General features: G+C 69.1%; 23 protein-coding genes. 14 read left to right on the forward strand and 9 right to left on the reverse strand.

Annotation, left to right across the window (positions count from 1 at the left end):
* Positions 1-2: 2 nt before the first annotated feature.
* The gene (locus AC5Y2L_RS08860) at positions 3-863 is read right to left on the reverse strand and encodes an alkaline phosphatase family protein (protein WP_499933534.1); all 861 of its coding nucleotides are present in this window, start codon (positions 861-863) and stop codon (positions 3-5) included.
* 101 nt (positions 864-964) lie between these two features.
* Here AC5Y2L_RS08860 and upp point away from each other — a divergent pair, with 101 nt between their 5' ends.
* Entirely contained in the window at positions 965-1588 is a 624-nt protein-coding gene (gene upp / locus AC5Y2L_RS08865; protein ID WP_499933533.1) for a uracil phosphoribosyltransferase, read from the forward strand.
* Here the strand turns inward: upp and AC5Y2L_RS08870 are convergent.
* Positions 1585-3153, reverse strand: a complete 1569-nt coding sequence (locus AC5Y2L_RS08870; protein WP_499933531.1) for a phospho-sugar mutase — start codon at positions 3151-3153, stop codon at positions 1585-1587. The two genes, upp and AC5Y2L_RS08870, sit on opposite strands and share 4 nt — an antisense overlap.
* Positions 3150-3956 carry a purine-nucleoside phosphorylase gene (locus tag AC5Y2L_RS08875; RefSeq protein WP_499933530.1) on the reverse strand — a complete coding sequence of 269 codons (807 nt, stop codon included), beginning with the start codon at positions 3954-3956 and terminating at the stop codon, positions 3150-3152. The genes AC5Y2L_RS08870 and AC5Y2L_RS08875 overlap by 4 nt, the downstream gene beginning before the upstream one ends.
* A gap of 115 nt (positions 3957-4071) precedes the next feature.
* Between AC5Y2L_RS08875 and AC5Y2L_RS08880 the strand changes: the two genes are divergently transcribed.
* The 3 genes from AC5Y2L_RS08880 (at position 4072) to AC5Y2L_RS08890 (ending at position 7421) form a co-directional block, all read left to right on the forward strand.
* Positions 4072-5256 carry a M20 family metallopeptidase gene (locus AC5Y2L_RS08880; protein ID WP_499933528.1) on the forward strand — a complete coding sequence of 395 codons (1185 nt, stop codon included), beginning with the start codon at positions 4072-4074 and terminating at the stop codon, positions 5254-5256.
* Positions 5253-6422, forward strand: coding sequence for a M20 family metallopeptidase (locus AC5Y2L_RS08885; RefSeq protein WP_499933527.1), 1170 nt, complete (start codon positions 5253-5255; stop codon positions 6420-6422). The genes AC5Y2L_RS08880 and AC5Y2L_RS08885 overlap by 4 nt, the downstream gene beginning before the upstream one ends.
* A 117-nt stretch (positions 6423-6539) precedes the next feature.
* Positions 6540-7421 carry an endonuclease domain-containing protein gene (locus AC5Y2L_RS08890; RefSeq protein ID WP_499933526.1) on the forward strand — a complete coding sequence of 294 codons (882 nt, stop codon included), beginning with the start codon at positions 6540-6542 and terminating at the stop codon, positions 7419-7421.
* 74 nt (positions 7422-7495) lie between these two features.
* On the opposite strand, the gene AC5Y2L_RS08895 is transcribed toward AC5Y2L_RS08890, so the two are convergent.
* Entirely contained in the window at positions 7496-7975 is a 480-nt protein-coding gene (locus AC5Y2L_RS08895) for a gamma-glutamylcyclotransferase family protein (RefSeq protein ID WP_499933524.1), read from the reverse strand.
* Between the two features lie 60 nt (positions 7976-8035).
* Here AC5Y2L_RS08895 and AC5Y2L_RS08900 point away from each other — a divergent pair, with 60 nt between their 5' ends.
* Genes AC5Y2L_RS08900 through AC5Y2L_RS08910 form a run of 3 tightly spaced genes read left to right on the forward strand, consistent with a single transcriptional unit; the run spans position 8036 to position 12097 of the window.
* Positions 8036-9451 (forward strand): NAD(P)H-quinone dehydrogenase, encoded by a 1416-nt coding sequence (locus AC5Y2L_RS08900; protein WP_499933523.1) that lies wholly within the window; start codon positions 8036-8038, stop codon positions 9449-9451.
* Positions 9452-9507: 56 nt separating this feature from the next.
* Entirely contained in the window at positions 9508-11232 is a 1725-nt protein-coding gene (locus AC5Y2L_RS08905; protein ID WP_499933521.1) for a glycerol-3-phosphate dehydrogenase/oxidase, read from the forward strand.
* A gap of 7 nt (positions 11233-11239) precedes the next feature.
* The gene (locus AC5Y2L_RS08910; protein ID WP_499933520.1) at positions 11240-12097 is read left to right on the forward strand and encodes a pseudouridine synthase; all 858 of its coding nucleotides are present in this window, start codon (positions 11240-11242) and stop codon (positions 12095-12097) included.
* On the opposite strand, the gene AC5Y2L_RS08915 is transcribed toward AC5Y2L_RS08910, so the two are convergent.
* Positions 12094-12432, reverse strand: coding sequence for a DUF732 domain-containing protein (locus AC5Y2L_RS08915; RefSeq protein WP_499933519.1), 339 nt, complete (start codon positions 12430-12432; stop codon positions 12094-12096). The genes AC5Y2L_RS08910 and AC5Y2L_RS08915 overlap by 4 nt on opposite strands.
* A gap of 165 nt (positions 12433-12597) precedes the next feature.
* On the opposite strand from AC5Y2L_RS08915, the gene pstS reads away from it, so the two are divergent.
* The 3 genes from pstS (at position 12598) to AC5Y2L_RS08930 (ending at position 15874) form a co-directional block, all read left to right on the forward strand.
* Complete coding sequence (gene pstS, locus AC5Y2L_RS08920; protein WP_499933517.1) at positions 12598-13683, forward strand: phosphate ABC transporter substrate-binding protein PstS; 1086 nt, start codon at positions 12598-12600, stop codon at positions 13681-13683.
* Between the two features lie 100 nt (positions 13684-13783).
* Complete coding sequence (locus AC5Y2L_RS08925; protein WP_499933516.1) at positions 13784-14890, forward strand: PPE family protein; 1107 nt, start codon at positions 13784-13786, stop codon at positions 14888-14890.
* A 57-nt stretch (positions 14891-14947) separates the two neighbouring features.
* Positions 14948-15874 (forward strand): extracellular catalytic domain type 1 short-chain-length polyhydroxyalkanoate depolymerase, encoded by a 927-nt coding sequence (locus tag AC5Y2L_RS08930; protein ID WP_499933515.1) that lies wholly within the window; start codon positions 14948-14950, stop codon positions 15872-15874.
* 8 nt (positions 15875-15882) lie between these two features.
* Here the strand turns inward: AC5Y2L_RS08930 and nei2 are convergent, their stop codons facing one another.
* The 4 genes from nei2 to amaB are packed head-to-tail and all read right to left on the reverse strand — an operon-like array spanning position 15883 to position 23556.
* Positions 15883-16638, reverse strand: a complete 756-nt coding sequence (nei2, locus tag AC5Y2L_RS08935) for an endonuclease VIII Nei2 (protein WP_499933513.1) — start codon at positions 16636-16638, stop codon at positions 15883-15885.
* Positions 16639-16642: 4 nt separating this feature from the next.
* Positions 16643-21250 (reverse strand): ATP-dependent helicase, encoded by a 4608-nt coding sequence (locus AC5Y2L_RS08940; protein WP_499933511.1) that lies wholly within the window; start codon positions 21248-21250, stop codon positions 16643-16645.
* 51 nt (positions 21251-21301) lie between these two features.
* A complete protein-coding gene (locus AC5Y2L_RS08945; protein ID WP_499933510.1) occupies positions 21302-21976 on the reverse strand; it encodes a TetR/AcrR family transcriptional regulator in 675 nt (224 codons plus the stop codon).
* A gap of 47 nt (positions 21977-22023) precedes the next feature.
* Entirely contained in the window at positions 22024-23556 is a 1533-nt protein-coding gene (gene amaB, locus AC5Y2L_RS08950) for an L-piperidine-6-carboxylate dehydrogenase (protein ID WP_499933509.1), read from the reverse strand.
* A 63-nt stretch (positions 23557-23619) separates the two neighbouring features.
* Between amaB and AC5Y2L_RS08955 the strand changes: the two genes are divergently transcribed.
* The 4 genes from AC5Y2L_RS08955 to AC5Y2L_RS08970 all read left to right on the forward strand — a co-directional run bounded on the left by AC5Y2L_RS08955 (position 23620) and on the right by AC5Y2L_RS08970 (position 26371).
* Entirely contained in the window at positions 23620-24069 is a 450-nt protein-coding gene (locus tag AC5Y2L_RS08955; protein ID WP_499933507.1) for an Lrp/AsnC family transcriptional regulator, read from the forward strand.
* A 44-nt stretch (positions 24070-24113) separates the two neighbouring features.
* On the forward strand, positions 24114-25463 hold the full coding sequence (gene lat / locus AC5Y2L_RS08960; protein ID WP_499933506.1) for an L-lysine 6-transaminase: 1350 nt from the start codon (positions 24114-24116) through the stop codon (positions 25461-25463).
* 127 nt (positions 25464-25590) lie between these two features.
* Positions 25591-25974 (forward strand): hypothetical protein, encoded by a 384-nt coding sequence (locus tag AC5Y2L_RS08965; RefSeq protein WP_499933505.1) that lies wholly within the window; start codon positions 25591-25593, stop codon positions 25972-25974.
* Between the two features lie 16 nt (positions 25975-25990).
* Entirely contained in the window at positions 25991-26371 is a 381-nt protein-coding gene (locus tag AC5Y2L_RS08970) for a hypothetical protein (RefSeq protein ID WP_499933503.1), read from the forward strand.
* The last annotated feature ends 147 nt before the right edge of the window (positions 26372-26518 follow it).

The following is a 26518-nucleotide window of genomic DNA, read 5'->3' on the forward strand; positions in this document are numbered from 1 at the left end:
GCTTACCCGGCCCAGATGCTGGCGATGACGGGCGCATTCGCGGCCTTGCCCGTCTTGGGCAGCCCGTACATCTGCTCCAGCGTGGAAAGCACGTTGTAGTGGCTGATCTGCTCGGTGTAGGTGCCCGGCTGCACGTGCGCGCCGTATATCACCGTCGGGATCTGGTTGCGACTGCCGCCGTCGTCCTCATCCCAGGTCAGGATCAGCAGACTGTTGTTGGCCGGTGCCCAGTTGGCGTATCCGGACAGTTGGCGGCTCAGCCAGGCGTCGCCCTGGGCGACCGAGCCGTCGTGCATGTTGTTGTCGTTGTTGGGAATGACGAACGACACGGTGGGCAGGCTCGAGTAGTTTCCCGACGCCGGAAATGCCGAGAACGGCACCGAGGTGGCCGGCGGTATGTTGCTGAAGTTGGCCCAGGGCACGTGCTTGCGGGCGTACTTGCCCGCACTGCACACGGTGGACCCGGGCGCGGGCAGATCTTCGGCGAACCCGGCGAATGTGTAACCGGCGGCGAGCAATTCGGAGCCGAGGTTGGGCAGGGCCCCGCCGTTGACCGGGCAGGTGTTCTTGGTAAGACCGAACGTGTCGCCCGCGAACAGCGCCAAGTAGTTGGGTTGGCTCGGATGTGTTTCGGCGTACGACTGGGCCATCGTCGCGCCGCCGGCGGCCAGCGCGTTGATGAACGGCGCCGACTTGTTGCCGATGATGCCGGCGTGTGAGCGGTTCTCCTCCACCACGATCACCACATGCGCGGGCCTCGGAAGAGCGGCCGCTGCCAGGTCCACCCGAGAAGGTTTGGCTTCCCCGGCGACGGTCAGCACCGCTACCGTCGCCACGGCGCAGAACAGCCGGAAGGCTCGCATTCGCGGAGTATATGGACGAATTCGGGCAGTTCAGCCGAGCAACGCGGGCGTTTCAGCGCGGCTCTGCCAGATCGTTACCTGGGCCATTAGGGTCGAGAGCCGTGGATGTGACCGTCGTGAAGCACCCGTTGGTCGCCGCGCGGTTGACCGCGCTGCGCGACGAACGCACCGACAACGCGGCGTTTCGGGCCGCATTGCGGGAGCTGACGCTCATGCTGGTCTACGAGGCCACCCGCGACGCGCCAAGCCTGCCGGTTCCGATCCGCACACCGCTGACCGAAACGGTGGGCTCGCGGCTGGCGAATCCGCCGCTGCTGGTTCCGGTGCTGCGGGCCGGGCTGGGCATGGTCTCCGAGGCGCACGCCGCGTTGCCCGAGGCCAGGGTCGGATTCGTCGGCGTCGTCCGCGATGAGGAAACCCACCAGCCCCTACCGTATTTGGAGTCGCTGCCCGATGACTTGTCTGATCTGCCGGTGATGGTCCTGGACCCGATGCTGGCCACCGGCGGTTCGATGACACACACCATCGGCCTGCTGCAGCGCCGCGGCGCGACGGACATCACCGTACTCTGTGTGGTCGCCGCGCCGGAAGGCCTTGCGGCACTTGAGAAAATCGCCCCTAACGTGCGGGTGTTCACCGCGGCCGTAGACGACGGTCTCAACGAGATCGCCTATATAGTGCCAGGTCTCGGCGATGCGGGAGATCGCCAGTTCGGGCCGCGCTAGCCCTGCACCGTGCGGGCCAGCTCGTCGAGCACGGCGCGCGCCCGCTGCCGCGCGAGACTCAGGTCGTCCGTCGCCGCAGTGCGAACTTCCAGGTAGTACTTCAGCTTTGGCTCGGTTCCCGACGGCCGTACCACCACCCTGACCGACATTTCGTCGTCACCGCCGGTGAAGACCAGTGCATGGTGCATATCGGTTGCGGTGAACCCGGCCAGCCGGACCGGCGGGGCCGTCCGCAGCCGCCGCATCAGCGCGGCGGTGTCGTCGGTGTCTGCGACCGGGCGCGAGAGCGCCGCGCCTTCATGCACGCCGTGGCGGCGGGCCAACTCGTCGAGTCGATCGGATACCGAAAGGCCCTGGCCCCGTAGCGCGGCCACCAGATCGCATACCAGCACCGCGGCGCTGATGCCGTCCTTGTCGCGCACCGCCGCCGGATCGACGCAGTGTCCGATCGCTTCTTCGTACGCGTACACCAGCGTGCCGGGTTGGTTCGCGTCCGCGCGTGCCAACCACTTGAAGCCCGTGGGGGTCTCGACGTGCACAGCGCCGTAGTGACGGGCGATCGCGGCCAGCATTCGCGATGAGACCACGGTGCTGGCCACGACGGGCGTTTCGTCATGCGGATGACGCAGGAGGTAATCGCCAAGGAGCCAACCGGTTTCGTCGCCCGAGAGCATCCGCCAGCCCACTGCGGTGGGTATCCCGGCCGCGCAGCGGTCGGCGTCGGGATCCAGGGCGATCGCGACGTCGGCGCCGACGTCGGCGGCCAGGCGCAGTAGTGCGTCGGTCGCTCCGGGCTCCTCGGGATTGGGGAACGCGACGGTGGGGAAGTCGGGGTCCGGCGCGAACTGCGACGCTACGGTGTGCACGTCGTCGAAACCGGCCCGGCGCAGGGTCTCGACGGCCACCGCACCGCCCACTCCGTGCAGCGGGGTCAGTGCCACGCGAACGCTACCGGTGCCGCGCCGCACGGTAGCGGCTCGCTCGACGTAGCGCTCAACCAGGTCGTGGTCTGCTGGCCGGACCGGGCTGCGGCGGATCTGGTCGGCCGGGGGAGCGGCACGCATGGCGTCTTCGATCTGACGGTCGGTCGGCGGGATGATCTGGATGCCGCCGTCGAAGTACACCTTGTAGCCGTTGTCGGCCGGCGGGTTGTGCGACGCCGTGATCTGTATCCCGGCGGCGGCCCCGGTGTGGCGGACCGCGAAAGCCACCACCGGCGTGGGCACCGGGTCGGGTAGGATCTGAACCGAAAACCCCTCAGCGGCAAGGACTTCCGCTGCCGTAAAGCCGAAGGCCGCGGACCCGTGGCGGGCGTCGCGGCCGACGATCACTGGCGCACCTTTCGAGCCGCGGCCGGTGAGCACCTGGGCCACCGCCCAGGTGGCGCGCAGCACCACCGCCAGGTTCATCGCGTCCGGCCCGCCGCGCACGGGTCCGCGCAATCCCGCGGTGCCGAACGTCAGTGGCCGGGCGAACCGCGCCGCGAGTTCGTCGGGACCCAGGGCGGCGAGTTCGGCGGCCGTCGTCGGGTCGGGGTCGTGCGCGATCCAATCCTCGGGTGTCACAAGGGAACTCGGGACACGACATCGGCCAGCAGGGAGCCGATCCGGGTCGCCGACGCAGCGCCGGCCGCGAGCACCTCGGCGTGACTGATCGGCTCATCGGTGATACCGGCGGCCAGGTTGGTCACCAGGGACACACCCAGTACCTCGGCGCCCGCCGCTCGGGCCGCGATGGTCTCGTGCACCGTCGACATGCCCACCAGGTCGGCGCCCAGCATTCGCAGCATGCGGATTTCGGCGGGCGTCTCATAGTGCGGCCCGGGCAGCCCGGCGTAGACGCCTTCGGACAGGTTCGGGTCGGCGGCGCGGGCAAGGTGGCGCAGCCGCGGGGAATAGGCATCGGTCAGGTCGACGAATTGCGCTCCGGTCAGCGGCGAACGCGCGGTCAGGTTCAGGTGGTCGCTGATCAGCACCGGCTGACCGACCTGCAGATCGGGGCGCAGACCGCCGGCCGCGTTGGTGAGCACCACGATGCGGGCGCCCGCCGCACACGCCGTGCGTACCGGGTGTACGACGTGGCGTAGGTCGTGGCCTTCGTAGGCGTGCAGGCGACCGGCCAGCACCAGGACTCGGTGTTCGCCGATGCGCATCGATATCGCCTCGCCGCGATGGCCTACCGCGGTCGGCGGGGTGAACCCCGGCAGCTCGGCCATCGGCACCACCGCGGTCGGCGAGCCCAGCGCGTCGACGGCCGGCGCCCAGCCCGACCCGAGCACGATCGCGACATCGTGCGCTGCGGTTCCGGTCCGCTCCGCGATGGCGTGCGCCCCCCGTCGCGCCAATTCGTCGGGCGTCGGATCGGTCACACTGCGGGAGCCTAGCCCGGCGACGGCGAGCGCAGTACTGCGCGAGTGAGGAGCCGGGCAATCGGACCTAGCCGGTGCGGTCCGCGTTGCTGCTCGTCAGTGAGATACTGCCAGCATGCCCGCAGCCAGCGCCCTAGACAGCGTCGAGGAGGTCGTGCGGCGTCGGGGTGCCGATCTGGTCGAGTTGTCCCACTCCATTCACGCGGAGCCGGAACTGGCGTTCGACGAGCACCGTAGTTGCGCCAAGGCGCAGGCGCTGGTTGCCGAGCGTGGTTTCGAAATCACCTCTCCGGCAGCGGGATTGGACACCGCATTTCGCGCCGACTTCGGCAGCGGAGCGTTGGTGGTGGGGGTGTGTGCCGAGTACGACGCGCTGCCGGGAATAGGACATGCCTGCGGCCACAACATCATCGCGGCCTCGGCCGTCGGCACGGCGCTGGCGCTCGCCGAGGTGGCCGACGACCTGGGCCTGCGAGTGGCGTTGCTGGGCACGCCCGCCGAGGAGTCCGGTGGTGGCAAAGCCCTGATGCTGCAGGCCGGCGCTTTCGACGACGTCGCGGTGGCGGTGATGGTGCATCCCGGGCCGGCCGACATCGCCGGGGCTCGCTCGCTGGCGTTGTCCGAGGTCACCGTCGAATATCGGGGCAAAGAATCCCATGCCGCGGTGGCGCCGCATCTGGGCGTCAACGCCGCCGACGCCATCACGATCGCGCAGGTGGCCATCGGGCTGCTGCGTCAGCAGCTGGCGCCCGGACAGCTGGTGCACGGCATCGTCACCGAGGGCGGCCAGGCAGTCAACGTCATCCCCGGCCGCGCCAGCCTGAAGTACGCAATGCGGGCGCTCGAATCGGATTCGCTGCGCGAGCTGGAGGGCAGGATGTTCGCCTGCTTTGCTGCCGGTGCACTGGCGGCGGCCTGCGAGTACGAAATCGACACTCCCGCACCGGCATACGCGGAGCTCAAGCCAGACCATTGGCTCGCCGACGTGTTCCGGGAGGAGATGCGCCGACTCGGGCGCGAACCGCTGGCAGCCGACATCGAGGCTGGGCTCCCGATGGGCAGCACTGACATGGGCAACGTCACGCACGTGCTGCCGGGGATCCATCCGGTGATCGGAGTCGACGCCGGTGGTGCCACTGTTCATCAGCGCGCATTCGCCGACGCGGCCGCCGGTCCCAGCGCCGACCGGGCGGTGGTCGAGGGAGCGATCATGTTGGCGCGCACCATCGTGCACCTCGCCGAGACCCCCGCCGAACGAGACCGGGTCCTGGCCGCCCAGCAGCGCCGGGCGGCGCTATGAGCCTGGTCGATACCGCCGAGTCGTGGCTGGCGGCCAACTACGACAACCTGATCGCCTGGCGCCGGCACATCCACCGCTATCCAGAGCTGGGCCGCCAGGAGTTCGCGACCACGCAGTTCGTCGCCGAACGGCTGGCCGACGCTGGGCTCAACCCCAAGGTGATGCCCGGCGGCACCGGACTGACCTGCGACTTCGGCCCCGAGCATCAGCCGCGGATCGCCATGCGTGCGGACATGGATGCCCTGCCGATGGCGGAGCGGACGGGTGCGTCCTACGCCTCGACCATGCCCAACGTCGCGCACGCCTGCGGTCATGACGCCCACACCGCGATCCTGCTGGGCACCGCGCTGGCGTTGTCGTCCGTGCCGGAGCTGCCGGTGGGGGTGCGGCTGATCTTCCAGGCCGCCGAGGAGCTAATGCCCGGCGGCGCCATCGACGCGATCGCGGCCGGCGCCATCAGCGGGGTGTCGCGGATCTTCGCGCTGCATTGCGATCCCCGGCTCGAGGTGGGCAAGGTCGCCGTCCGGCAGGGTCCCATCACCTCGGCGGCCGACCAGATCGAGATCAAGCTGTACTCACCCGGCGGGCATACCTCGCGCCCACATCTGACCGCCGATTTGGTCTACGCGCTGGGCACGCTGATCACCGGGCTGCCGGGAGTGCTGTCGCGGCGCATCGACCCGCGCAACAGCACCGTGTTGGTGTGGGGCGCGGTCAACGCGGGCGTGGCACCGAATGCCATTCCGCAGACCGGCGTGCTGGCCGGGACCGTGCGCACCGCCAGCCGCCAGACCTGGGTCGCTCTCGAGGAGATGATCGGCCAGGCCGTCACAGGCTTGCTTTCGCCGCTGGAGATCGAACACACCCTGGAATATCGCCGCGGGGTGCCGCCGGTTGTCAACGAGGAAATCTCGACGCGCATCCTCACCCACGCGATCGAGGCCGTCGGACCCGATGTGCTGGCCGACACCCGCCAATCCGGTGGCGGCGAGGACTTCTCCTGGTATTTGGAGGAAATCCCCGGCGCGATGGCCAGATTGGGCGTGTGGTCCGGCGAAGGGCCGCAGCTGGATTTGCACCAGCCGACGTTCGACCTCGACGAGCGGGCGCTGGGGGTTGGCCTGCGGGTGCTGGTCAACATCGTCGAGCAGGCGGCGGCGTTCTAGGGTTCAGCCCGCCCGCGAGCGTGCATAGTTGTACGCCAAAACGCCGTCGGACCGGCATTCCACGCACTTTCGTGGGGTGACTTGTGGTCAGGGTGGGGTGTCCGCACGATACCCCGCATGCACCCGGAGCTGAGCCGGCTGCTTGCCCAGCAAGGCGGGGTGGTCACGGCCGCCCAGGCGTTGAAGTTTCTCACCCGTCGCGGGTTGGAAGCCGACGTGAAACACGGTGCGCTGCATAAGGTTTGGTACGGAATCTACGGCCGTGGCGAGTTGACTGCGGAGGTGCGACTGTGTGGGCTGGACTTGGCAACCGGCACCAGGGTTTCGACCTGTATGGCTACCGCCGCCGCGGCCTATGGCTTCGACACCGAAGGACGACCAGAGCTGCATGTGCTCAATCCAGGGGACCGGCAATTGCGATCGACCGATGGCCTCGTCGTGCATCGGCGTGAAGGCGCCCCGCTTACCGTGGTCGGCGGCCGGCCGGCGACCGCTCCGGCGTGGACGGCCATCGAGGTGGCTAGAGCGCTGCGCCGGCCTCGGGCGCTGGCCACCCTGGACGCTGCGCTACGCAGCGAAACGTGTACCCGCGCCGAGCTGGAGCTGGCGGTCGAACGGCAATCCGGCCGCCGCGGCATCGTCAAGGTACGTGACTTGCTGCCGCTGGCAAACCCGCTGGCCGAGTCGCCGATGGAGAGCGAAGCCCGCCTGGTGATGATCGATGGCGGGTTGCCGCTACCCGTGCTGCAATACGAGGTGGTGGACCTCCAGGGGCGGCTGTGGCGACTCGATTACGCCTGGCCAGACCATCTTGTTGCCGCGGAATACGACGGCCTCGACTGGCACAGCGGCCCGGAGGCATTCCGACGCGACCGCAACCGGGCTGCGGCGCTGCAGGATCTTGGCTGGGTGGTGGTGCCAATCATTGCCGAGGACGTGCGGCGTTGGCCGGACGAACTCGTCAGACGCCTCTGGTCACGGCTGGAGCGGGCAGCCTAACTTCCGCCGCGAGGGTGCAGAGAATGCCAGTATTTCGGGCTTTTCGCGTACGACCATGCACGTTCGCGCGCTGATCAGGCGCTGGTGCCGGGGCCGATGTTGCGGGCCGGGCGGGTACGTAGGTCGTGCACGTAATCGGCTGGCGCGCCGGCAATCTCGGCCGCATCCGCCATCACGCCGAGGTAGCGCGCCGACGGCAGCCCACCCTCCCAGGCGTCCAGCACATAGAGCCAGGCGAGTACGGGATCGATGGTGGTGTCCGACGACTCGCGTTCCACCCTGCAGCGAATCTTCTTGTGCACGCCGAACTCGGAGCCCTCCCACCGGTCAAGGTTCTTCTCGTCGGCGGGGGTCATGTCGTAGAGCACGACGAAGACCCGCGAATTGGGGTCTTGGACGACGGTCGCCAGCGCCCCTTCCCAGCCGATGTCCTCGCCGCCGAAGGTCAGCCGCCATCCCGGCAACCAGCCGGTTCCGGCCATCGGCGAGTGGGGCGCACGCTTTTGCATCTGCTCGGGATGCATGTTCGACCCGTACGCGGCGTAGAGCGGCACGGGGAAAGCTTAGACGCGACGGGCTCGCGTGGCTGCATCGTCGCGATTAGGTTATGGCCTGTGGTGACCCGCATCGTGATCATCGGCGGAGGGCCGGCCGGCTACGAAGCGGCATTGGTCGCCGCCACCTCCCATCCGGACACGGCCCAGGTCACCGTCATCGACAGCGAAGGCATCGGCGGGGCGGCCGTCCTCGACGACTGCGTGCCGTCCAAGACGTTCATCGCCTCCACCGGCCTGCGCACCGAGCTGCGCCGCGCGCCGCGGCTGGGATTCGAGATCGACTACGAAGACGCCAAGATCTCGTTGCCGCAAATCCACTCCCGGGTCAAGCGGCTGGCCGCCGAGCAGTCGTCGGACATCGCCGCGCAACTGCGCAGCGTGGGCGTCGAGGTGATCGCCGGCCGCGGCGAGCTGATCGACCCCAGCCCGGGCCTGGCCCGCCACCGCATCAGGGCCACTGCCCCGGACGGCTCCACGACCGACCACGACGCCGACGTGGTGCTGATCGCCACCGGCGCCAGCCCCCGGATTCTGCCGTCGGCCCAACCGGACGGCGAGCGGATCCTGACCTGGCGCCAGCTCTACGACCTGCAGTCCTTGCCCGAGCACCTCATCGTGGTGGGCTCCGGGGTCACCGGAGCCGAGTTCGTCCACGCCTACACCGAGCTCGGCGTACAGGTGTCGGTGGCCGCCAGCCGCGACCGCGTGCTGCCCTACGAGGATGCCGACGCCGCGGCGGTCCTCGAGGAGTCGTTCGCCGAGCGCGGCGTCCAGCTGTTCAAGAACGCCCGCGCCGAGTCGGTCACCCGAACCGACGCCGGCGTGCTGGTCACCATGACCGACGGCCGCACGGTCGAGGGCAGCCATGCCCTGATGACCATCGGCTCGGTGCCCAACACCAGCGGGCTGGGCCTGGGGCGGGTCGGCATCGAACTCGGCAGAGGCGATTACCTGACCGTGGACCGGGTTTCGCGCACCTCGGTCCCGGGCATCTACGCCGCCGGCGACTGCACCGGGCTGCTGCTGTTGGCGTCCGTCGCCGCCATGCAGGGCCGCATCGCGATGTACCACGCGCTGGGTGAAGGCGTCAGCCCGATCCGGCTGCGCACCGTGGCCGCGACGGTGTTCACCAGACCCGAGATCGCCGCGGTGGGCATACCTCAATCGGCCATCGACGACGGCACGTTCAGCGCCCGGACCATCATGTTGCCGTTGCGGACCAACGCGCGGGCCAAGATGTCGGGGATCCGGCAGGGTTTCGTCAAGATCTTCTGCCGCAAGTCGACCGGCGTGGTGATCGGCGGCGTGGTGGTGGCCCCGATCGCCTCGGAGCTGATCCTGCCGATCGCGGTGGCCGTCACCAACCGCATCACCGTCAACGAGTTGGCGCAGACGCTGGCCGTTTACCCGTCGCTGTCGGGTTCGATCACCGAGGCCGCCCGCCGGCTGATGGCCCACGACGACCTCGACTGACTCCCCGTACTCTGGCTACAGCCCTACCGACGAGTAACTGACGGGAGTTTCGGCGCATGACCAGCCCGATCCATGAACTGGGACCGCAACAACGCGCGGTGGCCTGGGAGCGACTCGGCGCCGAGCAGTTCGACGTGGTGGTCATCGGCGGCGGCGTGGTGGGTTCCGGGTGCGCGCTGGACGCGGCCACCCGCGGGCTCAAGGTGGCCCTGGTCGAGGCGCGTGATCTGGCCTCCGGCACGTCGAGCCGCTCGTCGAAGATGTTCCACGGCGGGCTGCGCTACCTCGAGCAACTCGAGTTCGGGCTGGTGCGCGAGGCGCTCTACGAGCGTGAGCTGTCGCTGACCAAGCTGGCGCCACACCTGGTCAAGCCGTTGCCATTCCTGTTCCCGCTCACCAAGCGGATCTGGGAACGCCCCTACATCGCCGCCGGCATCTTCCTCTACGACACCCTCGGCGGCGCGAAATCGGTTCCGGCGCAGAAGCATTTGACCCGGGCCGGGGCGCTGCGGCTGAGCCCTGGCCTGAAGCGCAGCGCCCTGATCGGCGGCATTCGCTACTACGACACCGTGGTCGACGACGCCCGGCACACCATGACCGTCGCGCGGACCGCCGCCCACTACGGCGCGGTGGTGCGATGCTCCACCCAGGTGGTGGCGTTGCTGCGGGAGGGTGACCGGGTCACCGGCGTGCGGGTGCGCGACTCCGAGGACGGCTCAGTCACCGAGGTCCGGGGCCACGTCGTGGTCAACGCCACCGGGGTGTGGACCGACGAAATCCAGGCGTTGTCCAAGCAGCGCGGCCGGTTCCAGGTGCGCGCGTCCAAGGGCGTGCATGTGGTGGTGCCGCGGGATCGCATCGTCAGTGACGTGGCCATGATCCTGCGCACCGAGAAGTCGGTGATGTTCATCATCCCGTGGGGCAGTCACTGGATCATCGGGACCACCGACACCGACTGGAACCTCGACCTGGCCCACCCGGCGGCCACCAAGGCCGATATCGACTACATCCTGAGCACCGTCAACACCGTGCTGGCCACGCCGTTGACCCACGCCGACATCGACGGCGTGTACGCCGGGCTGCGCCCCCTGCTGGCCGGGGAGAGCGACGAGACCTCCAAGCTGTCCCGGGAGCACGCGGTGGCGGTGCCGGCGGCGGGCCTGATCGCCATCGCGGGCGGCAAGTACACCACCTACCGGGTGATGGCCGTCGACGCGATCGACACGGCGGTGCAGTTCATCCCCGCCCGGGTGGCGCCGTCGATCACCGAGAAGGTCAGCCTGCTGGGCGCCGACGGCTACTTTGCGCTGATCAACCAGGTGGAGCACGTCGGTGAGCAGGTGGGGCTGCATCCCTACCGGGTGCGTCACCTGCTGGACCGCTACGGCTCCCTGATAGACGACGTGCTGGGCATGGCGGCCGACCGCCCCGAGCTGCTCGGCCCGATCACCCAGGCGCCCGGATACCTCAAGGTGGAAGCCGTGTACGCCGCCGCAGCCGAGGGCGCACTGCACCTCGAGGACATTCTGGCGCGCCGGATGCGCATCTCCATCGAGTACTCACACCGCGGCGTCGACTGTGCCCGCGAGGTGGCCGACCTGGTCGCTCCCGTGCTGGGGTGGACGGCCGAGGACGTCAACCGTGAGGTGGCCAACTACACCGCGCGGGTGGAGGCCGAGATCCTGTCGCAGGCGCAGCCGGACGACGCGTCCGCCGACGAGCTGCGGGCCAGCGCACCCGAGGCACGCGCCGAGATCCTCGAGCCGGTGCCCCTGAATTGAGGCGCGCGTGAGGCCCGCGCCGCTTCCGGTGCGCGACGGATTGGGGCCCGCCCGGGTGCGGCTGCACGGCGGGCCGGTGCTCACCGAGCTGACCGCCCGGTTCGGCGCCCGGGCCCGGGCGAAGGTGCTTGCCGGGGAGGTCGTCGACGCCGACGGCGCGGTGGTCGACGCGACGACGACGCTGCCGCGCGGCGCCAGCGTCTACCTCTACCGCGATCTATCCGTTGAAGTGCCGGTGCCGTTTGAGATGCCGGTGCTCTATCACGACGGGGACATCGTGGTCGTCGACAAACCGCACTTTCTGGCGACGATGCCCCGCGGGCGCCACGTCGCGCAGACCGCGCTGGTGCGACTGCGCCGCGAACTGCGATTGCCGGAGCTGAGCCCGGCCCACCGGCTCGACCGGCTGACCGCCGGGGTGCTGTTGTTCACCACTCGGCGCGAGCTGCGCGGGCCCTACCAGACGTTGTTCGCCCGCGGGCTGGTGCGCAAGACCTACCTGGCCCGGGCGGCCGTCGACCCGGCCCTGGTGTTTCCGCGGGTGCTGCACAGTCGCATCGTCAAGCGCCGCGGACAGTTGCAGGCGGTCTGCGAACCGGGCCCGCCCAACGCCGAGACTCTGGTCGAGCTGATCTCCCCCGACGGGCTCTACCGGCTGACGCCACGCACCGGACGTACCCACCAGATGCGCCTGCAGATGGCTTCGCTGGGGATACCGATCACCGGTGATCCTTGGTATCCCAAGGTGATTGACGTGCCCGCGGACGACTTCAGCACGCCGCTGCGGCTACTGGCGCAACGTATCGATTTCGACGACCCGCACAGCGGGGTTCGCCGCGAGTTCGTCAGCGAGCGCCAACTCTAGGAGTGATGCCTCGGGCAGTACGCGGCCACGCTCACGCCGACGAAGAAACCGGCGCGATAGCCGTCCAGGTTGCTGCTATTCGTCACGTCGGTCGCGACGTCGGACTTCTGCCTGCCCAAGTCGAGCTCGTCGCAGACCTCGTGACCGGCGATGATCGCGGCCTGCGGCGAGGTGAAGTTGATGCCCCTGGACTTCACCGCGTTGAGGAACGCGTCATCGACCGTGTCGGCATACGCCGGCGGCATCACCACCGTCGCAAGGCCGAGCGGCAGCGCGATTCCCAGGGCCACGCCGGCCAGTACACCTCTGATCGAGCGCACCCGGCGGGTCGCCATTGCGGGCCGGAACCTCCTCTGCTGCGGTTGCTTATACGGGACGTGGCGAGATTGACGGGGACGTGTCGGGACGGTGTATCGGCGACAAACTATTGCGGAAATCCAGAGTTCGGGTTTGCGCAGCGTTTGCCGGATGCGGGCCGCCGAGGGTAGGTCTTGTTGTCGTTGGCAATCAACCGATTTGGTATCGCGCTGAGCATCCTTACCACGGGTGCCCTGGTGTCGTCGGCATGCGGCGGCCACGACACCGCCACGCCGCACCAGGTGAGCTGCGCCGGCAAGTCGACGCTGAAGGCCAGCGGCTCCACCGCGCAGGAAAACGCGATCGCCGGCTTCGCCAGGGCTTTCCGTGAGGCCTGCCCGGGCCGGTCATTGGATTACACCGGCAACGGTTCGGGTGCCGGTGTCAGCGAATTCCTCAGCAGCCGAACAGATTTCGGCGGCTCGGATTCACCGCTGAGCAAGGACGAGTACACCCGGGCCGAGCAGCGGTGCGGCTCGCCGGCGTGGAACCTGCCGGTGGTGTTCGGCCCCATCGCCGTCGTCTTCAACGTCAACGGCCTGACCTCGTTGAACCTCGACGGACCGACTGCCGCCAAAATCTTCAACGGCGGCATCGCCAGCTGGAACGATCCCGCCATCGAGGCCCTCAACCCGGGTATTACCTTGCCCGCCATGCCAATTCGGGTGGTGTTCCGCAGCGACCAATCCGGCACCTCGGACAACTTCCAGCGCTATCTCGACACCGCGTCCAACGGGGCATGGGGCAAGGGCGCCGGCAAGACGTTCAACGGCGGTGTCGGCGAGGGCGCCGTCGGCAGCGAGGGCGCCGCCGCGGCCGTCAAACGGGCGGACGGGTCGATCGGCTATGTCGAATGGTCGTTCGCCAAGGCACAACAGCTGAGCACGGCGAAGTTCGTCACCTCGGCCGGCCCTGACCCGGTAGCAATCGGCGCCGAGTCGGTGGGCAAGACCATCTCGGCGGCCTGGTTCACCAAGACGGGCAATGACCTTGCCCTCGATACGATCTCGTTCTACCGGCCGAACCGGTCCGGCTCCTACCCGATCGTGCTGGCGACGTATGAGATCGTCTGCTCGAAGTATCCCGATGCGCAGGTCGGTGCGGCCGTAAAGGCGTTCTTGCAAACCGCGATCGGGGCCGGCCAGAACGGCCTGGCGGACAACGGTTACGTCCCCGTTCCAGACGAGCTCAGGTCGCGGTTGACCACCGCGGTCAACGCGATCTCGTGATCCGCACGGTCCATCTTCGGCGCGCAATGTTCCAGGGTTCTTCCCGCGATCGTCGACGTCATGTTGCGAAATATTCTCTTTGGTAATCCATGAACATTTCGTGGAGTTCATATCGTTGCCGCCCGAGGTGACCTCGGCACTGATCCATGCGGGGCCGGGTGCCGAATCGCTGATCGAGGCCGCCGGCGCATGGCAGCGGCTCGGCACCGACCTGGAGGACTCGCTGCGCTCCTATGCGCCCGTGTTGTCTGCCTTGGCCGAAGCGTGGCGCGGTCCGTCCGCGTCGGCGATGACCCAGGCCGTGGGGCCATACCTCACCTGGATGCGTGCCACCGCGCAGCAATGCCAACAGCTGGCCTCCTCGGCCCAGGCGGCGGCGACGGCCTTCGCCGCCACGCTGTCCGCCGTCGCGCATCCGGCGGTGGTCAGCGCCAACAGGATTCGATTGGCACAGTTGCTCGCCACCAACGGCTTCGGCAAGAACCTCGCCGCTATCGCCGAAACCGAAGCCCAGTACCAGAACATGTGGATCGACAACTCGGCCGCCATGTATCGCTACCAGGCAACCTCGGCGCAAGCACTCGTGCTGCCCCAATTCACCTCTCCGCCTTCGGTTTCCAAGCCGACCGCGCAGCTGGCCGCGGTGTCCTCGGGCGCCGCCCCGGCGGCGTCGAGCGCCGCGTCGGCGTCCGACGATCTGGTGAACAACGGCTGGTTCCAGCTGGCCAATACCTATGCGAACCAATTCATCTCGTCCGGCTTCCCGATCAACCTGCTGAGCTACCTGGCGCAGAACACCTCGGCTCAGGCGTTGCAGGCGGTGGCCCCCGAAATCGGCCAGGGCCTCTCGGAAGGGGAGTCGGCGCTGGGTGCGGGGGCCGCCAGTTTGTCCAGCGCGGTGCGCGCCCTGGGCAGCGCGGAAGCACCGGCGGCCGCCGTCGGCGTCGGGGTGTCGCTGGGCCACCTCACCGCGCCGCCCGCCGCGACGGGGCTATTGGCTCCTGCGCAAGCGCCGGTGCAACTTGCGTCGGCCGCCTCCCCGCTGCCGCCGGGGGAGTCGGGCTTTTCCATGCTGCCGCCGCTGATGCCGCCGCCGGTCTCGGCCGGAAGCGGCTGGCGCAAGCGCAAGCCGCAGAAGTACGACGATCTCGCCCTCGGAATGGAGGTCAAGGGCACGGTGATGCCCCGGCCGCCGTCGGCGGGATGAGCCCGCAAACTCGGCCCACTTTCGTCCGGCCGTTACGGTGATCGGTAATTTGACCCCATGCCCTGGGCGCGATTGCTGTCGCTGGCCGTCTCGCTGAGCGCCATCGCGTCCTGTCTGATCGGCTGCGACTCGCGGCAAGTCCAGGCGGTGACCCGGGATCAGTTCGGGACGCTGGCATTCGGCGGCCTGAAGCGCACCTATATGGTGCACCTGCCGCCCGGCACTCCCGTCGGTCTGGTGCTCAGCCTGCACGGCGGCGGGGGCACCGGAAGCGGACAGCAGGGCCTCACCGACTTCGACGCCGTTGCCGACGCCAGCAACCTGCTGGTGGTCTACCCGGACGGCTACGACAAGAGCTGGGCCGACGGCAGAGGCGCGTCGCCGGCCGACCGTCGCCATCTCGACGACGTCGGGTTTCTCACCACGCTGGTGACCAAGCTGCGCGACCAGTTCGCCATCCCGGCGGGGCATGTGTTCGCCACCGGCATGTCCAACGGCGGATTCATGTCCAACCGGCTGGCGTGCGATCGAGCCGACGTCTTCGCCGCGATCGCGCCGGTGTCCGGGACGCTGGGTGTGAGCGTGGGCTGCCAACCGTCCCGGCCGGTGTCGGTTCTGGATGCGCACGGCACCGCCGATCCGGTGGTGCCGTTCAACGGCGGCGACGTCCGCGGCCGCGGCGGCATCAGCCACGCCATCTCCGCGTCCAGCCTGGTGGACAAATGGCGGGTGGCCGACGGCTGCCAGGGCGAACCCACGGTCCAGGCGCTGCCCGACGTCGGTGACGGGACGACGGTTCGGCGCTTCGCGTCGACCATCTGCGCGGCCGGCACCGAGGTGGTGTTCTACAAGATCGACAACGGGGGACACACCTGGCCCGGCGGCAAGCAATATCTGCCCAAGGTGGTCATCGGACCTACCACGCGGGCGTTGGACGCCTCAGAGGTCATCGCCCAGTTTTTCCTGGCGCACGCCCGGGATTAACGGATGCTTCAGCGCTGGCAGGTTGGGCACCAGTACGTCACCCGATCGCCGGTGTCGTCGTACGCGACGAGCGTGCCGCACCGACGGCAGGGCTGACCACTTCGGCCGTAGACCCACAGTTGACGGCCCGCCCGAGTGTCCCCGGTGGTGCAGCGATTCCAGCGGAAGCGGTTGGCCCACAACATGTCCCGGGCCCGCGTCACCAACCGTCGCGGATCGGGCAGGTCGCCGACCGGCGCGGTGGGTAGGCGTCCGCTGACGAAACACAGCTCGTTGCAATAGACGTTGCCGATCCCGGCCAGCACCCGCTGATCCAGCAGCGCCTCGGCGATCGGCCGGTCCGGTTGCGCGGTCAGGTTGGCGACGCCAACGGCGGGGTCCCAGTCTGCACCGAGCAGGTCGGGTCCCAGGTGTGCGACCACCTCGCCGTCGCGGTCGCGCTCCAGGATCTGCAGCACGCCAAGGTCGATGCCGAGGGCCCGAATATCGCCGGCTTCCAAGACGATTCGGACCCGGTGGTCGACGCGTGCGGGCCGGCGGCCGACCCGCCAGCTGCCATCCATCTTCAGATGCGAGTGAATGCTGGCCGGCCCGGCCCGGATGAACAGATGCTTGCCCCGGCTGCGCACCTCGTCGACCACATGTCCGGTGAGGTCGACGGTGGCGAACCGCGGCACCCGGATGTCGCAGCGGGTGAGCGTGCGACCGGCCAGGTGCTTACGCAACTCGGCCGCCGTGTGCCAGACGGTGTCACCCTCGGGCATCGGGCTACCGCAGTCGCAGCCCGCGCGGTGTGCGCACGAAGCCCGCCTCGGCCAGGGCGGCGGCCACCGGTCCGGGACCGCCCGGGTGCAGAACCGGCACCCCGTCGACCCGCTCGACCAGGATCGACGCGACGCGTCCGGCCGCCACCAGGTCGGCCAGTGCCGTCGCCGCCGCCCGGTCGGCGGCGGGGTCGTCGGTGAAGGTCAGCAGCGACCGCCCGCCACGCTCGAGGAACCAGGCCAGCTGCCCGTCCACCAGCACGACCAGTGCCCCGGCCTTGCGACCCGGCCGGGCGCCGGGGCTCTGGGCGCCCGAGGTGGGCCAAGGCAGTGCCGCGCCGTACGGATTGGCCGGGTCGGCGGCGGCCAGCACGACCGCCCGGTACTCCGGCCGGTCCGGGTCGGTGAAACTGCCCGGGTCGTCGCTGTAGCCGCGCAGCCGGTCGACCGTCGACGCGAGGGCGAACTGAGCGCCGCCCAGCGACTCGACGAAGTAGCCGCGCTGGCACCTGCCGGCGTCCTCGAACGTGCTTAGCACCTTGTATAGGGTGGCGAACCCGCCGGGCACGCCCTCGACGGCCACCGCCCCCTTGGTCAGCACGCCATGGCGGTTCAACAGCAGCTCGGCGTGGAAGTGGGCCTGCAGGGTGGAGTCCGGCTCCGGAGTCGGCAGCGCCGACCATCGGCCCGCGACGGTGGGGTCGGCGGCCCGGGCCTGGGCATGCGCGACGCTGTAGCTGCTGAGCCGCGGCGGGCGGCGCGCCCGATGGGCCGGGGCGGAACGCCTGCGGGTGCCCACGCCGCCGCCCAGCACCGCGCGCACCGGTGCGAACGTGTCGCCGGTGACCCAGCCGGCCCAGATCAGTTCCCACAGCGCCGCTTTGAGCTGCGCCTCGGTCAGTCCCTCGGATGCCAGCTGGCGGAAGAAATACGCGCCGCCGCCGGCCAGGGTGTCCAGGATCGCCCGGTGGGCGTCGGTGAACTCCAGATCGGCGGGCCGGTTCGCCGGCAATGCCAGCGTCAACGGCGCGGAATCCGCGGGATGCAGCGCGATCCAGCCGTCACCGCCCGAGATCGCCCCGGCGCCCGACCAGGTGACCTCCCCGCTCGCCAGCAGCTCGTCGAGCATCGCCGGCGAGTAGTCGCGAACTCGGGGGGCCAGCACCAGCGGTTCCAGCGCCGAGGCCGGTATCCGCACACCGGCGAGCTGATCGATGACCGATGGCAGCCGGTCCACGTCGGCAGGCCCGGAATCCCGGGTGCCGAGCTGGTGCCAACCCGTCAGGAATCGGGCGTAGGCGGCGGTGCTCACCGGCTCGACCTGGGCTCGCAGCGCGGCCAGCGAGCGTCGCCGCAGAATGCGCAACACATCGGTGTCGCACCACTGCTCGGCCCCCGCGCCGCCGGACGTCTCCGATGATTCGGGGCTGACGAAATCGCCGCGCACCACCCGGCCGTCGCTGGCGAGCCGGCCCAGCACGTCGGCCGTCACCCGCAGTCCCAGGCCGAACCGGGCCGCGGCCTCGGCCGTGGTGAACGGCGTGCGGGTGCGGGCGTAGCGGCCGAGCAGCTCGCCGAGTGGATCGGCCACCGCGCCGGTGAAGCTGGCCGGCACGCCGACCGGAACCGCCACGCCGACGCCGTCGCGCAGCCGGCCGATGTCTTCGACGGCCACCCACCAGCTGCGGCCGGCGAACGACACGGTCAGCGCGCGCCGCGCGGCGCGCAGGCCTTCCAGCCAGCCGGTGATGTCGGTGCCGTCTGCGACCGCGGTGCGGGCGGTGATCTCGTCGGTGGTCAGTGGGCCGAGTAGCCGCAGCAGATCGGCGACGCCTTCGGCATCGCGGGCGGCCCGGTCGGGCGCAAGATGCTGCAACTGGCGGCCGGTCGCGGCGACCACCTCGGGGTCGAGCAGCTCGCGCAGTTCGACGCGGCCGAGCAGCTCGGCCAGCAGCGTGCTGTCCAGCGAGAGGGCCGCGGCGCGCCGCTCGGCCAGCGGGACGTCGCCCTCGTACATGAACGCGCCGACGTACCCGAACAACAGCGACGCCGCGAACGGAGACGGTCTGGCCGTTTCCACCTCGACCAGCCGCACCCGGCGCTGGGCGATGCGGGACATCAGCTCGACCAGGGTGGGGACGTCGTAAACGTCCTGCAGGCATTCGCGGACGGTTTCCAGCACGATCGGGAAGTCGGGGTATTTGCGGGCCACCTCCAGCAACTGGGCGGCGCGCTGACGTTGATGCCATAGCGGCGAGCGGCGCCCCGGGTGCCGGCGGGGCAGCAGCAGGGCACGTGCCGCGCATTCCCGGAACCGCGACGCGAACAGCGCCGAGCCGCCCACTTCGGCGGTGACGATGGGCTCGATCTCGTCGGGGTCGAACACGAACAGTCCCCCGAAATCGGGTGGTACCCCCACCGCGCCGGGCGGGCCGTCCTCCCCGGAAGGCAACCCGAGGTCCGGCAACCGCACGACGATGCCGTCGTCGGTGGCGGTCGGCTTCTCGTCGATGTCGTATCGTTCCCGCAGCCGTCGGCTCACCGCCAGCGCCAGCGGTCCGTGCACCCGCAGGCCGTACGGCGAGTGCAGGATCACCCGCCAGTCGCCCAGCTCGTCGCGGAACCGCTCGACCAGCAGTGTGGTGTCGGTGGGGATCGCCCCGGCGGCGGTCCGTTGGTCGTCCAGCAGCGCCCACAGGTTGTCGGTCGCGTGGTCGTCGAAACCCAGTGCCGCACAGCGCTTTGCGAACGCGTCGCGGTCCAGGGCGGCCAGCTCGCCGGTGAACGCGCCGAGCGCAGCGCCGAGCTCGGCCGGTCGGCCGACATCGTCGCCGCGCCAGAACGGCAGCCGGGCCGGCTGGCCGGGCGCGGGGATCACCAGCACCCGGTCGTGGGTGATCTCGGTGATCCGCCAGCTGGTGGCGCCCAGCGAGATGACGTCGCCGGGCCGCGACTCGTACACCATCTCCTCGTCGAGTTCACCCACCCGGGAAGGCTTTTCGGCATCGCTCGCGAGGTAGACGGTGAACAGCCCGCGGTCGGGGATGGCGCCGCCGGAGGTGACGGCCAGCCGCTGCGCGCCGGGGCGCGCGGTCAGGGTGCCGCTATCGCGGTCGTAGACCAGCCGCGGGCGCAGCTCGGCGAACTCGGTGGACGGGTACTTCCCGGACAACAGGTCCAGGGTGGCCTCGAAGACGCTGCGCGGCAACGTCGCAAAGGGCGCGCTGCGGCGCACGGTGTCGAACCAGCGGTCGGCGTCCAGCGGCTCCAGCGCGGCTGCCGCCACGGTGTGCTGGGCGAGGATGTCCAGCGGATTGGCGGGCACCCGCATGGTTTCGATCTCGCCGGTGAGCATGCGCTGCACGCTGACCGCGCAGCCGATCAGGTCGGTGCGGTGCTTGGGAAACAGCACCCCGCGGGAGATTTCGCCGACCTGGTGTCCGGCCCGCCCGATGCGTTGCAGCCCGCTGGCCACCGACGGGGGTGCCTCCACCTGGATCACCAGGTCCACCGCGCCCATGTCGATGCCCAATTCCAGGCTCGACGTCGCCACCACGGCCTTGAGCTGCCCGCGTTTGAGGTCTTCCTCGACCACCGCGCGCTGCTCCTTGCTGACCGATCCGTGGTGGGCGCGAGCCAGCAGCGGCGGTGCCCCGAACGTCTGGCCGCTGGCCATGACATACGCCGGCGCGCCGCCGGCAACCTGCGCGTTACCGTCGTCGGAAAGCGTGATCCCGGACCGTTCGGCGTGGATTTCGTTGAGCCGCGCGGTAAGTCGCTCGGCCAGCCGTCGCGAATTGGCGAACACGATGGTCGAATTGTGCGACTCGATCAGGTCCACCAGGCGAGCCTCGACGTCGGGCCAGATGCTGTTGTTGGCCAGGTTGGCCATGTCGGGCACCGGCACCTGCACGGACAGCTCGACGGTCTTGGCCGACGGGGGAGCCACCACGGTCGTGGGGGACCCACCCGACAAAAACCGGGCAAGCTCCTCGGGCGGACGCACGGTCGCCGAGAGCCCGATGCGTTGTGCCGCCCGGCCGTGGGCCAAGTCGTCGAGCCGCTCCAGCGACAGCGCCAGGTGTGCGCCGCGTTTGCCGGCGGCGATCGCGTGGATCTCGTCGACGATGACCGTCCGCACGCCGGCCAGGGTTTCGCGGGCCGCCGAGGTCAGCATCAAAAACAGCGACTCCGGCGTGGTGATCAACACGTCGGGCGGGCGGGCGATGAGCTCACGGCGGCGGGCTGGCGGCGTGTCGCCCGAGCGCACCCCGACGCTGATCTCGGGTGGCCGCAGGCCGCGTCGCTCGGCCAGCCGGGTCAGCCCGGCCAGCGGCGTGCGCAGGTTGCGCTCCACGTCGACGGCCAGCGCCTTGAGCGGCGACACGTACAGCACGCGGGTGCCCGGTTCTCGGTCTGACGAACGAGCCAGGTCATCCAACGCCCACAGGAAGGCCGCCAACGTCTTCCCCGACCCGGTCGGCGCGATGACCAGGGTGTTCTTGCCGTCAGCGATGGCTTCCCACGCGCCGTCCTGCGCCGCGGTCGGCGCGGCGAAGGTGCTGGTGAACCAGTCGCGGGTGATCGCGCTGAATCGGCCTAACGAGCTCACTCCGCCATCGTGCCAACGGGGACCGACAAATAACCACCGCGACGGCGGCGGTTAATCCTGCGGTACCTGCCGGGCCGTCGCCATCGCGTTGGCGAGCTCGGGCGGAATGTCCGGTACCCGGGCGATCGCGTCCAGCAGAGCGTGTGCGCAGGCGTCGGCGAGGTGTTCGGCGTTGGCGGACGGGTCGATGATCCGCTGCCGGCAGATCTCGAAGGTGAACGCCAGCCATCCGTTGAGGATCACCCGCAGGTCCCGCTCGACGTCGGGTCCCAGTTTCGCGCCCGGAATGCCGCCAACCACCACCCCGATGCGCTCCATGATGTGCTCGAGCTGACGGTTCTTGGCTTCGTCGTCGATACCCAGCAGCACCGGGTCGGATCGGCCGAGGCCGACGTAGGCGGCCCAGGCGGCCTCCGGATGCTGCTCGTGGTACGCCATGTACCCCAACACCCCGATCCGGATTTCCTCGAACATGGTCAGGCCGGTGGGCGGCAGGTTCAGCGTGGCCTCGTGCAGCCGGTCCGCCTCGTCCTTGACGACCGCGGCGAAGAACGCGCGCTTGTCCGGAAAGTAGTGATACATCAGGGCGCGCGACACTCCCGCGCGCTCCGCGATCTCGTCGATGCGGACCTCGTCGTAGGGCCGCTTACCGAAAACCTCGGCACCCAGGGCGAGCAACTCGGCTCGGCGGTCCTCAGGCGATAACCGCCTCCGGGGTTCTGCCATGGCTCTAGATACTACCCAGGACGGTCGTACGCCTAACCAGTATTTATTCAGCCGAACTGCACGCCCTGAGCCAGCGGCAACTCGCTCGAGTAGTTGACGGTGTTGGTGGCGCGTCGCATATACGCCTGCCACGCGTCCGAACCGGACTCCCGACCGCCACCGGTCTGCTTCTCGCCGCCGAACGCGCCGCCGATCTCGGCGCCGGACGTGCCGATGTTGACGTTGGCGATGCCGCAGTCGGACCCGTCCAGGAAATGCTCCGCCTCGCGCAGGTCGGTGGTGAAGATCGCCGACGAAAGGCCCTGTGGCACCGCGTTGTTGAGCGCTATCGCGTCGTCGAGGTCGTCGTAGGTCAGCACGTAGAGGATCGGGGCGAACGTTTCGGTCATCACGATGGCGGTTTGGGCGGGCATCCGGACGACGGCAGGGGTGACGTAGTACGCGCCCGGTGCACCTATCTGGAGGCGTTCTCCGCCGATGACCTCGCCGCCGTCGGCGCGGGCCTGCTGAAGCGCCCCCACCATGTCGCGGTAGGCGGTCTCGTGAATGAGCGGGCCGACGAGTGTGCCCGGCGCCGACGGGTCGCCGACGGGCAGCTGCGCGAAAGCGTCTGCCACCCGCTGCACCACCGAGTCGGCCACCGAGCGGTGCACGATCAGCCGGCGCAAGGTGGTGCAGCGCTGCCCCGCGGTGCCGGCCGCGGCGAACACGATGCCGCGCACCGCCAGGTCCAGGTCGGCCGCCGGTGTCACGATCGCCGCGTTGTTGCCGCCCAGCTCGAGCAGCACCCGGCCGAAGCGAGCTGCCACCCGGGGGGCGACCCGCTGTCCCATCCGCACCGAACCCGTGGCGGACACCAGCGCGATCCGCGGGTCGTCGACCAGTCGCTCACCGAGCTCGCGCCCACCCAGCACGAGCCCGCTCAGCGCGGACGGCGCACCGACGTCGGCGGCAGCCCGTGCGATGAGCGCCTGGCAGGCCAGCGCGGTCAGCGGCGTCAGCTCCGAGGGCTTCCACACCACCGGGTCGCCGCACACCAACGCCACCGCCGCGTTCCAGGCCCACACCGCCACTGGGAAGTTGAACGCGGTGATCAACCCGACTACACCGAGCGGATGCCAGGTTTCCAGTAGCCGGTGCCCGGGACGCTCCGAGGCGATGGTTCGGCCGTAGAGCTGACGAGACAGGCCGACCGCGAAATCGCAGATGTCGATCATCTCCTGGACCTCGCCCAGCGCCTCCGAGGTGATCTTGCCGACCTCGAGCGTCACCAGCGCCGCGAGCTCGTCGCGGTGCGCGGTCAGCAGCTCGCCGAGCCGGGCCACCAGCCGGCCGCGCACCGGGGCCGGCGTGGCCCGCCACGTCGAAAATGCCTCGACCGCGTCGGCGATCACCCGATCGGCCTGCTCGGGTGTGGTCTGCGCGACCGTGCCCAGCACCTCGCCGGTGATCGGCGTACCCGCGGGCAGGCCGGCAGCGCCGCTTGAACCGCCGGGGTCTCCCGGCTCGCCCAATTCGGCGGTGACGCCGATCGCGCCGAGCGCTTCGTGTACCCGGGCGGACAAATCGTGCGTGGTCATGCCGAGGCCTCCTGACAAAGGCGAGCGCCTCGTGATCGACGCGCGCTGCGATACTCTCCGGCCATGGCTGAGCTCGACGACATCGACCGGATCCTGATGCGTGAGCTGGTCGCCAACGGACGCGCCACCCTTTCGGAGCTGGCGGCCAGCGCCGGCTTGTCGGTGTCGGCGGTCCAGTCGCGGGTGCGCCGGCTGGAATCCCGCGGAGTGGTCTGCGGGTACTCGGCGCGGATCAACCCCGAGGCCGTCGGGCACCTGCTGTCCGCGTTCGTCGCCATCACCCCGCTTGATCCGTCTCAACCCGATGATGCGCCGGCCAGGCTGGAACACATCGAGGAGATCGAGTCGTGTCACTCGGTGGCCGGCGAAGAAAGCTACATCTTGCTGGTCCGCGTCGAGTCCGCACGGGTGCTCGAAGACCTGTTGCGACGGATCCGGACAACCGCGAACGTACAGACTCGAAGCACCATCATCTTGAATACTTTTTACAGTGACAGGCAGTACATACCATAAACTTTCCGGCGTGAGCGCGGATATCCCGTAAATACGCAGCTATTATGAGCGGCATGACGTGTGCCCTCAACCTCGCCGAGGCGGCGACCGCACCCGACCGGGTCCCCGAGGTGCTGGCGCGGCACATCCTGGTTGACGGCTTCGATCTGGTCCTCGATCTGCAGCGGTCGGCCGGTTCCTATTTGGTCGACGCCCGCGACGGGCGGCGTTACCTGGACATGTTCACCTTCGTCGCGTCCTCGGCGCTGGGCATGAACCATCCGGCGCTGGCCGACGACGAGGAATTCCGCGCCGAACTGCTGCAGGCGGCGCTGAACAAGCCAAGCAATTCCGACGTCTGCTCGGTGCCGATGGCGCGGTTCGTCGAAACCTTCGCCCGGGTGTTGGGCGACCCGGCGCTGCCGCATCTGTTCTTCGTCGAAGGTGGGACGCTGGCCGTCGAGAACGCGCTCAAGGCGGCCTTCGACTGGAAGAGCCGGCACAACGAGCAACGCGGCATCGACCCCGGGCTCGGCACCCGGGTGCTGCACCTGCGCGGGGCGTTTCACGGCCGCAGCGGCTACACGTTGTCGCTCACCAACACCAAGCCGGTCGCCGTGGACCGCTTCCCAAAGTTCGACTGGCCACGCATCGACGCGCCCTACCTCCGGCCGGGCCTGGACGAGCGCGCAATGGATGCCCGGGAAGCAGAGTCGCTGAGGCAGGCTCGCGCGGCTTTCGCGGCCTACCCGCACGACATCGCGTGCTTCATCGCCGAACCGATCCAGGGCGAGGGCGGGGACCGCCACTTCCGGCCAGAGTTCTTCGCGAAGATGCGCCGGCTCTGCGACGAATACGACGCACTGTTCATCTTCGACGAGGTGCAAACCGGGTGCGGGTTGACCGGAACCGCCTGGGCCTACCAGCAATTGGGGGTCCAGCCCGACGTGGTGGCATTCGGCAAGAAAACGCAGGTCTGCGGCGTGATGGCGGGTCGCCGCATTGACGAGATCGCCGACAACGTGTTCACGGTGGCGTCCCGGCTCAATTCGACGTGGGGCGGCAGTCTGGCCGACATGGTCCGCGCGCGTCGCATCTTCGAGGTGATCGAGCGCGACGACTTGATCCGGTGTGCCGCCGAACGAGGCAGCTACTTGCGGGACCGGCTGGAGGAACTCGCCCACGACTTTCCGGGCCTGGTGCTGGACCCGCGCGGCCGGGGCCTGATGTGTGCGTTCGACCTGCCCGGGGCCGCCGAGCGCGACGAATTGATCCGCAAGTTGTGGCAGCACGCGGTGATCGTGCTGCCCACCGGCGTGCGCGGCGTGCGGTTCCGTCCCGCATTGACTGTTTCGGACGCCGACATCGATGCGGCGATCGCCGGGTTACGCAGCGTATTGACGTCGGTCGAATAGGGCGAACAGCGATTACGTCGGCGGTAAACGGGTATTCACCCGACAAATCAGCCATTGAAACGAATCCGGCATAGCGAACGAAAGACCTTAAGACGCCAGAGCCGATCGCTGAAATATGAGGTTCATAATGCAGAGAGCGCGTGAGCGGTCACCCGGTGATCGTTTGGGCCATGAGGACAGCGAGGTCCACGCCGCTATCCGCTTTGCACTTCTTGCCGCGGGTGCCGGCGTCGGCTTCGTCGTTCTGGCCGCATTGTGGGTCAGTACCTGCCCGGGAGTCAGCGTGGACACGGCGGCCTGCGGCCCGCCGGAGCGGACGCTGCTGGGGCTCGGTGGGCCCGCGATCCTGTTCGTCGGTGGAGTGTGGGCCTTCGTACGGACTTATCGCGTGTGGCGCAGAGAAGGCACCTGGTGGGGATGGCATGGCGCGGGCTGGTTTTTGTTCACGTTGATGGCGTTGACACTGTCAATGGTCATGCCCCCGATAGTGGGGCCGGTAATGGCATTTTGAGCCTACGCTTATTGCCATGAAGCAAATCGTGCTACGGCCAGTGGTGCTGCTGGCATGCTGGGCGATCGGACTTTTGGTGGCAGCGTGGGTCGTTCCCCAAGTGTCGTTGTCGATGTCGGGGTTCATCGTCGCGGTGGTGGTGTTCGCGGTAGCGCAGGCGATTCTGGCGTGGTTCATCCTGAAGCTGCCCCATGGTTATGCGTCGTTGCTCCTCGGTGGCGCCGGGCTGGTATTGACCGTCGTCGCATTGGGTCTTGCCGCGCATTTGACGCACGGGCTCACCATTCGTGGAGGCGCATCCTGGGTGGCCACCACGGTGGTGGCGTGGCTCGTGACGACCATCGGCGCAGTTCCACTGCCCGACCTGTTCGCCCGCGAGGACGCCGACTCGATCTGACCAAATCGACGCACCGCAGAGCGGTGAATTCGCGGTGCCGGGCAAATTGATGGCCCTTTGCGGTATTCCGCGACTTTCGTCATGCGGGATAACTCGCCCGACCAGGAAATTCGGCGTTTCGCCAGGTCAGCCGAATGGGTAGCATTT

Source organism: Mycobacterium sp. NGS66 (assembly GCF_059812225.1).

Bases quoted from the DNA above. Each gene is read 5' to 3' on its own strand.
- AC5Y2L_RS08860 (WP_499933534.1), bottom strand. From the start codon at position 863: ATGCGAGCCTTCCGGCTGTTCTGCGCCGTGGCGACGGTAGCGGTGCTG.
- AC5Y2L_RS08880 (WP_499933528.1), top strand. From the start codon at position 4,072: ATGCCCGCAGCCAGCGCCCTAGACAGCGTCGAGGAGGTCGTGCGGCGT.
- AC5Y2L_RS08885 (WP_499933527.1), top strand. From the start codon at position 5,253: ATGAGCCTGGTCGATACCGCCGAGTCGTGGCTGGCGGCCAACTACGAC.
- AC5Y2L_RS08890 (WP_499933526.1), top strand. From the start codon at position 6,540: ATGCACCCGGAGCTGAGCCGGCTGCTTGCCCAGCAAGGCGGGGTGGTC.
- AC5Y2L_RS08905 (WP_499933521.1), top strand. From the start codon at position 9,508: ATGACCAGCCCGATCCATGAACTGGGACCGCAACAACGCGCGGTGGCC.
- AC5Y2L_RS08915 (WP_499933519.1), bottom strand. From the start codon at position 12,432: ATGGCGACCCGCCGGGTGCGCTCGATCAGAGGTGTACTGGCCGGCGTG.
- AC5Y2L_RS08930 (WP_499933515.1), top strand. From the start codon at position 14,948: ATGCCCTGGGCGCGATTGCTGTCGCTGGCCGTCTCGCTGAGCGCCATC.
- nei2 (WP_499933513.1), bottom strand. From the start codon at position 16,638: ATGCCCGAGGGTGACACCGTCTGGCACACGGCGGCCGAGTTGCGTAAG.
- AC5Y2L_RS08945 (WP_499933510.1), bottom strand. From the start codon at position 21,976: ATGGCAGAACCCCGGAGGCGGTTATCGCCTGAGGACCGCCGAGCCGAG.
- amaB (WP_499933509.1), bottom strand. From the start codon at position 23,556: ATGACCACGCACGATTTGTCCGCCCGGGTACACGAAGCGCTCGGCGCG.
- AC5Y2L_RS08955 (WP_499933507.1), top strand. From the start codon at position 23,620: ATGGCTGAGCTCGACGACATCGACCGGATCCTGATGCGTGAGCTGGTC.
- lat (WP_499933506.1), top strand. From the start codon at position 24,114: ATGAGCGGCATGACGTGTGCCCTCAACCTCGCCGAGGCGGCGACCGCA.
- AC5Y2L_RS08965 (WP_499933505.1), top strand. From the start codon at position 25,591: ATGCAGAGAGCGCGTGAGCGGTCACCCGGTGATCGTTTGGGCCATGAG.
- AC5Y2L_RS08970 (WP_499933503.1), top strand. From the start codon at position 25,991: ATGAAGCAAATCGTGCTACGGCCAGTGGTGCTGCTGGCATGCTGGGCG.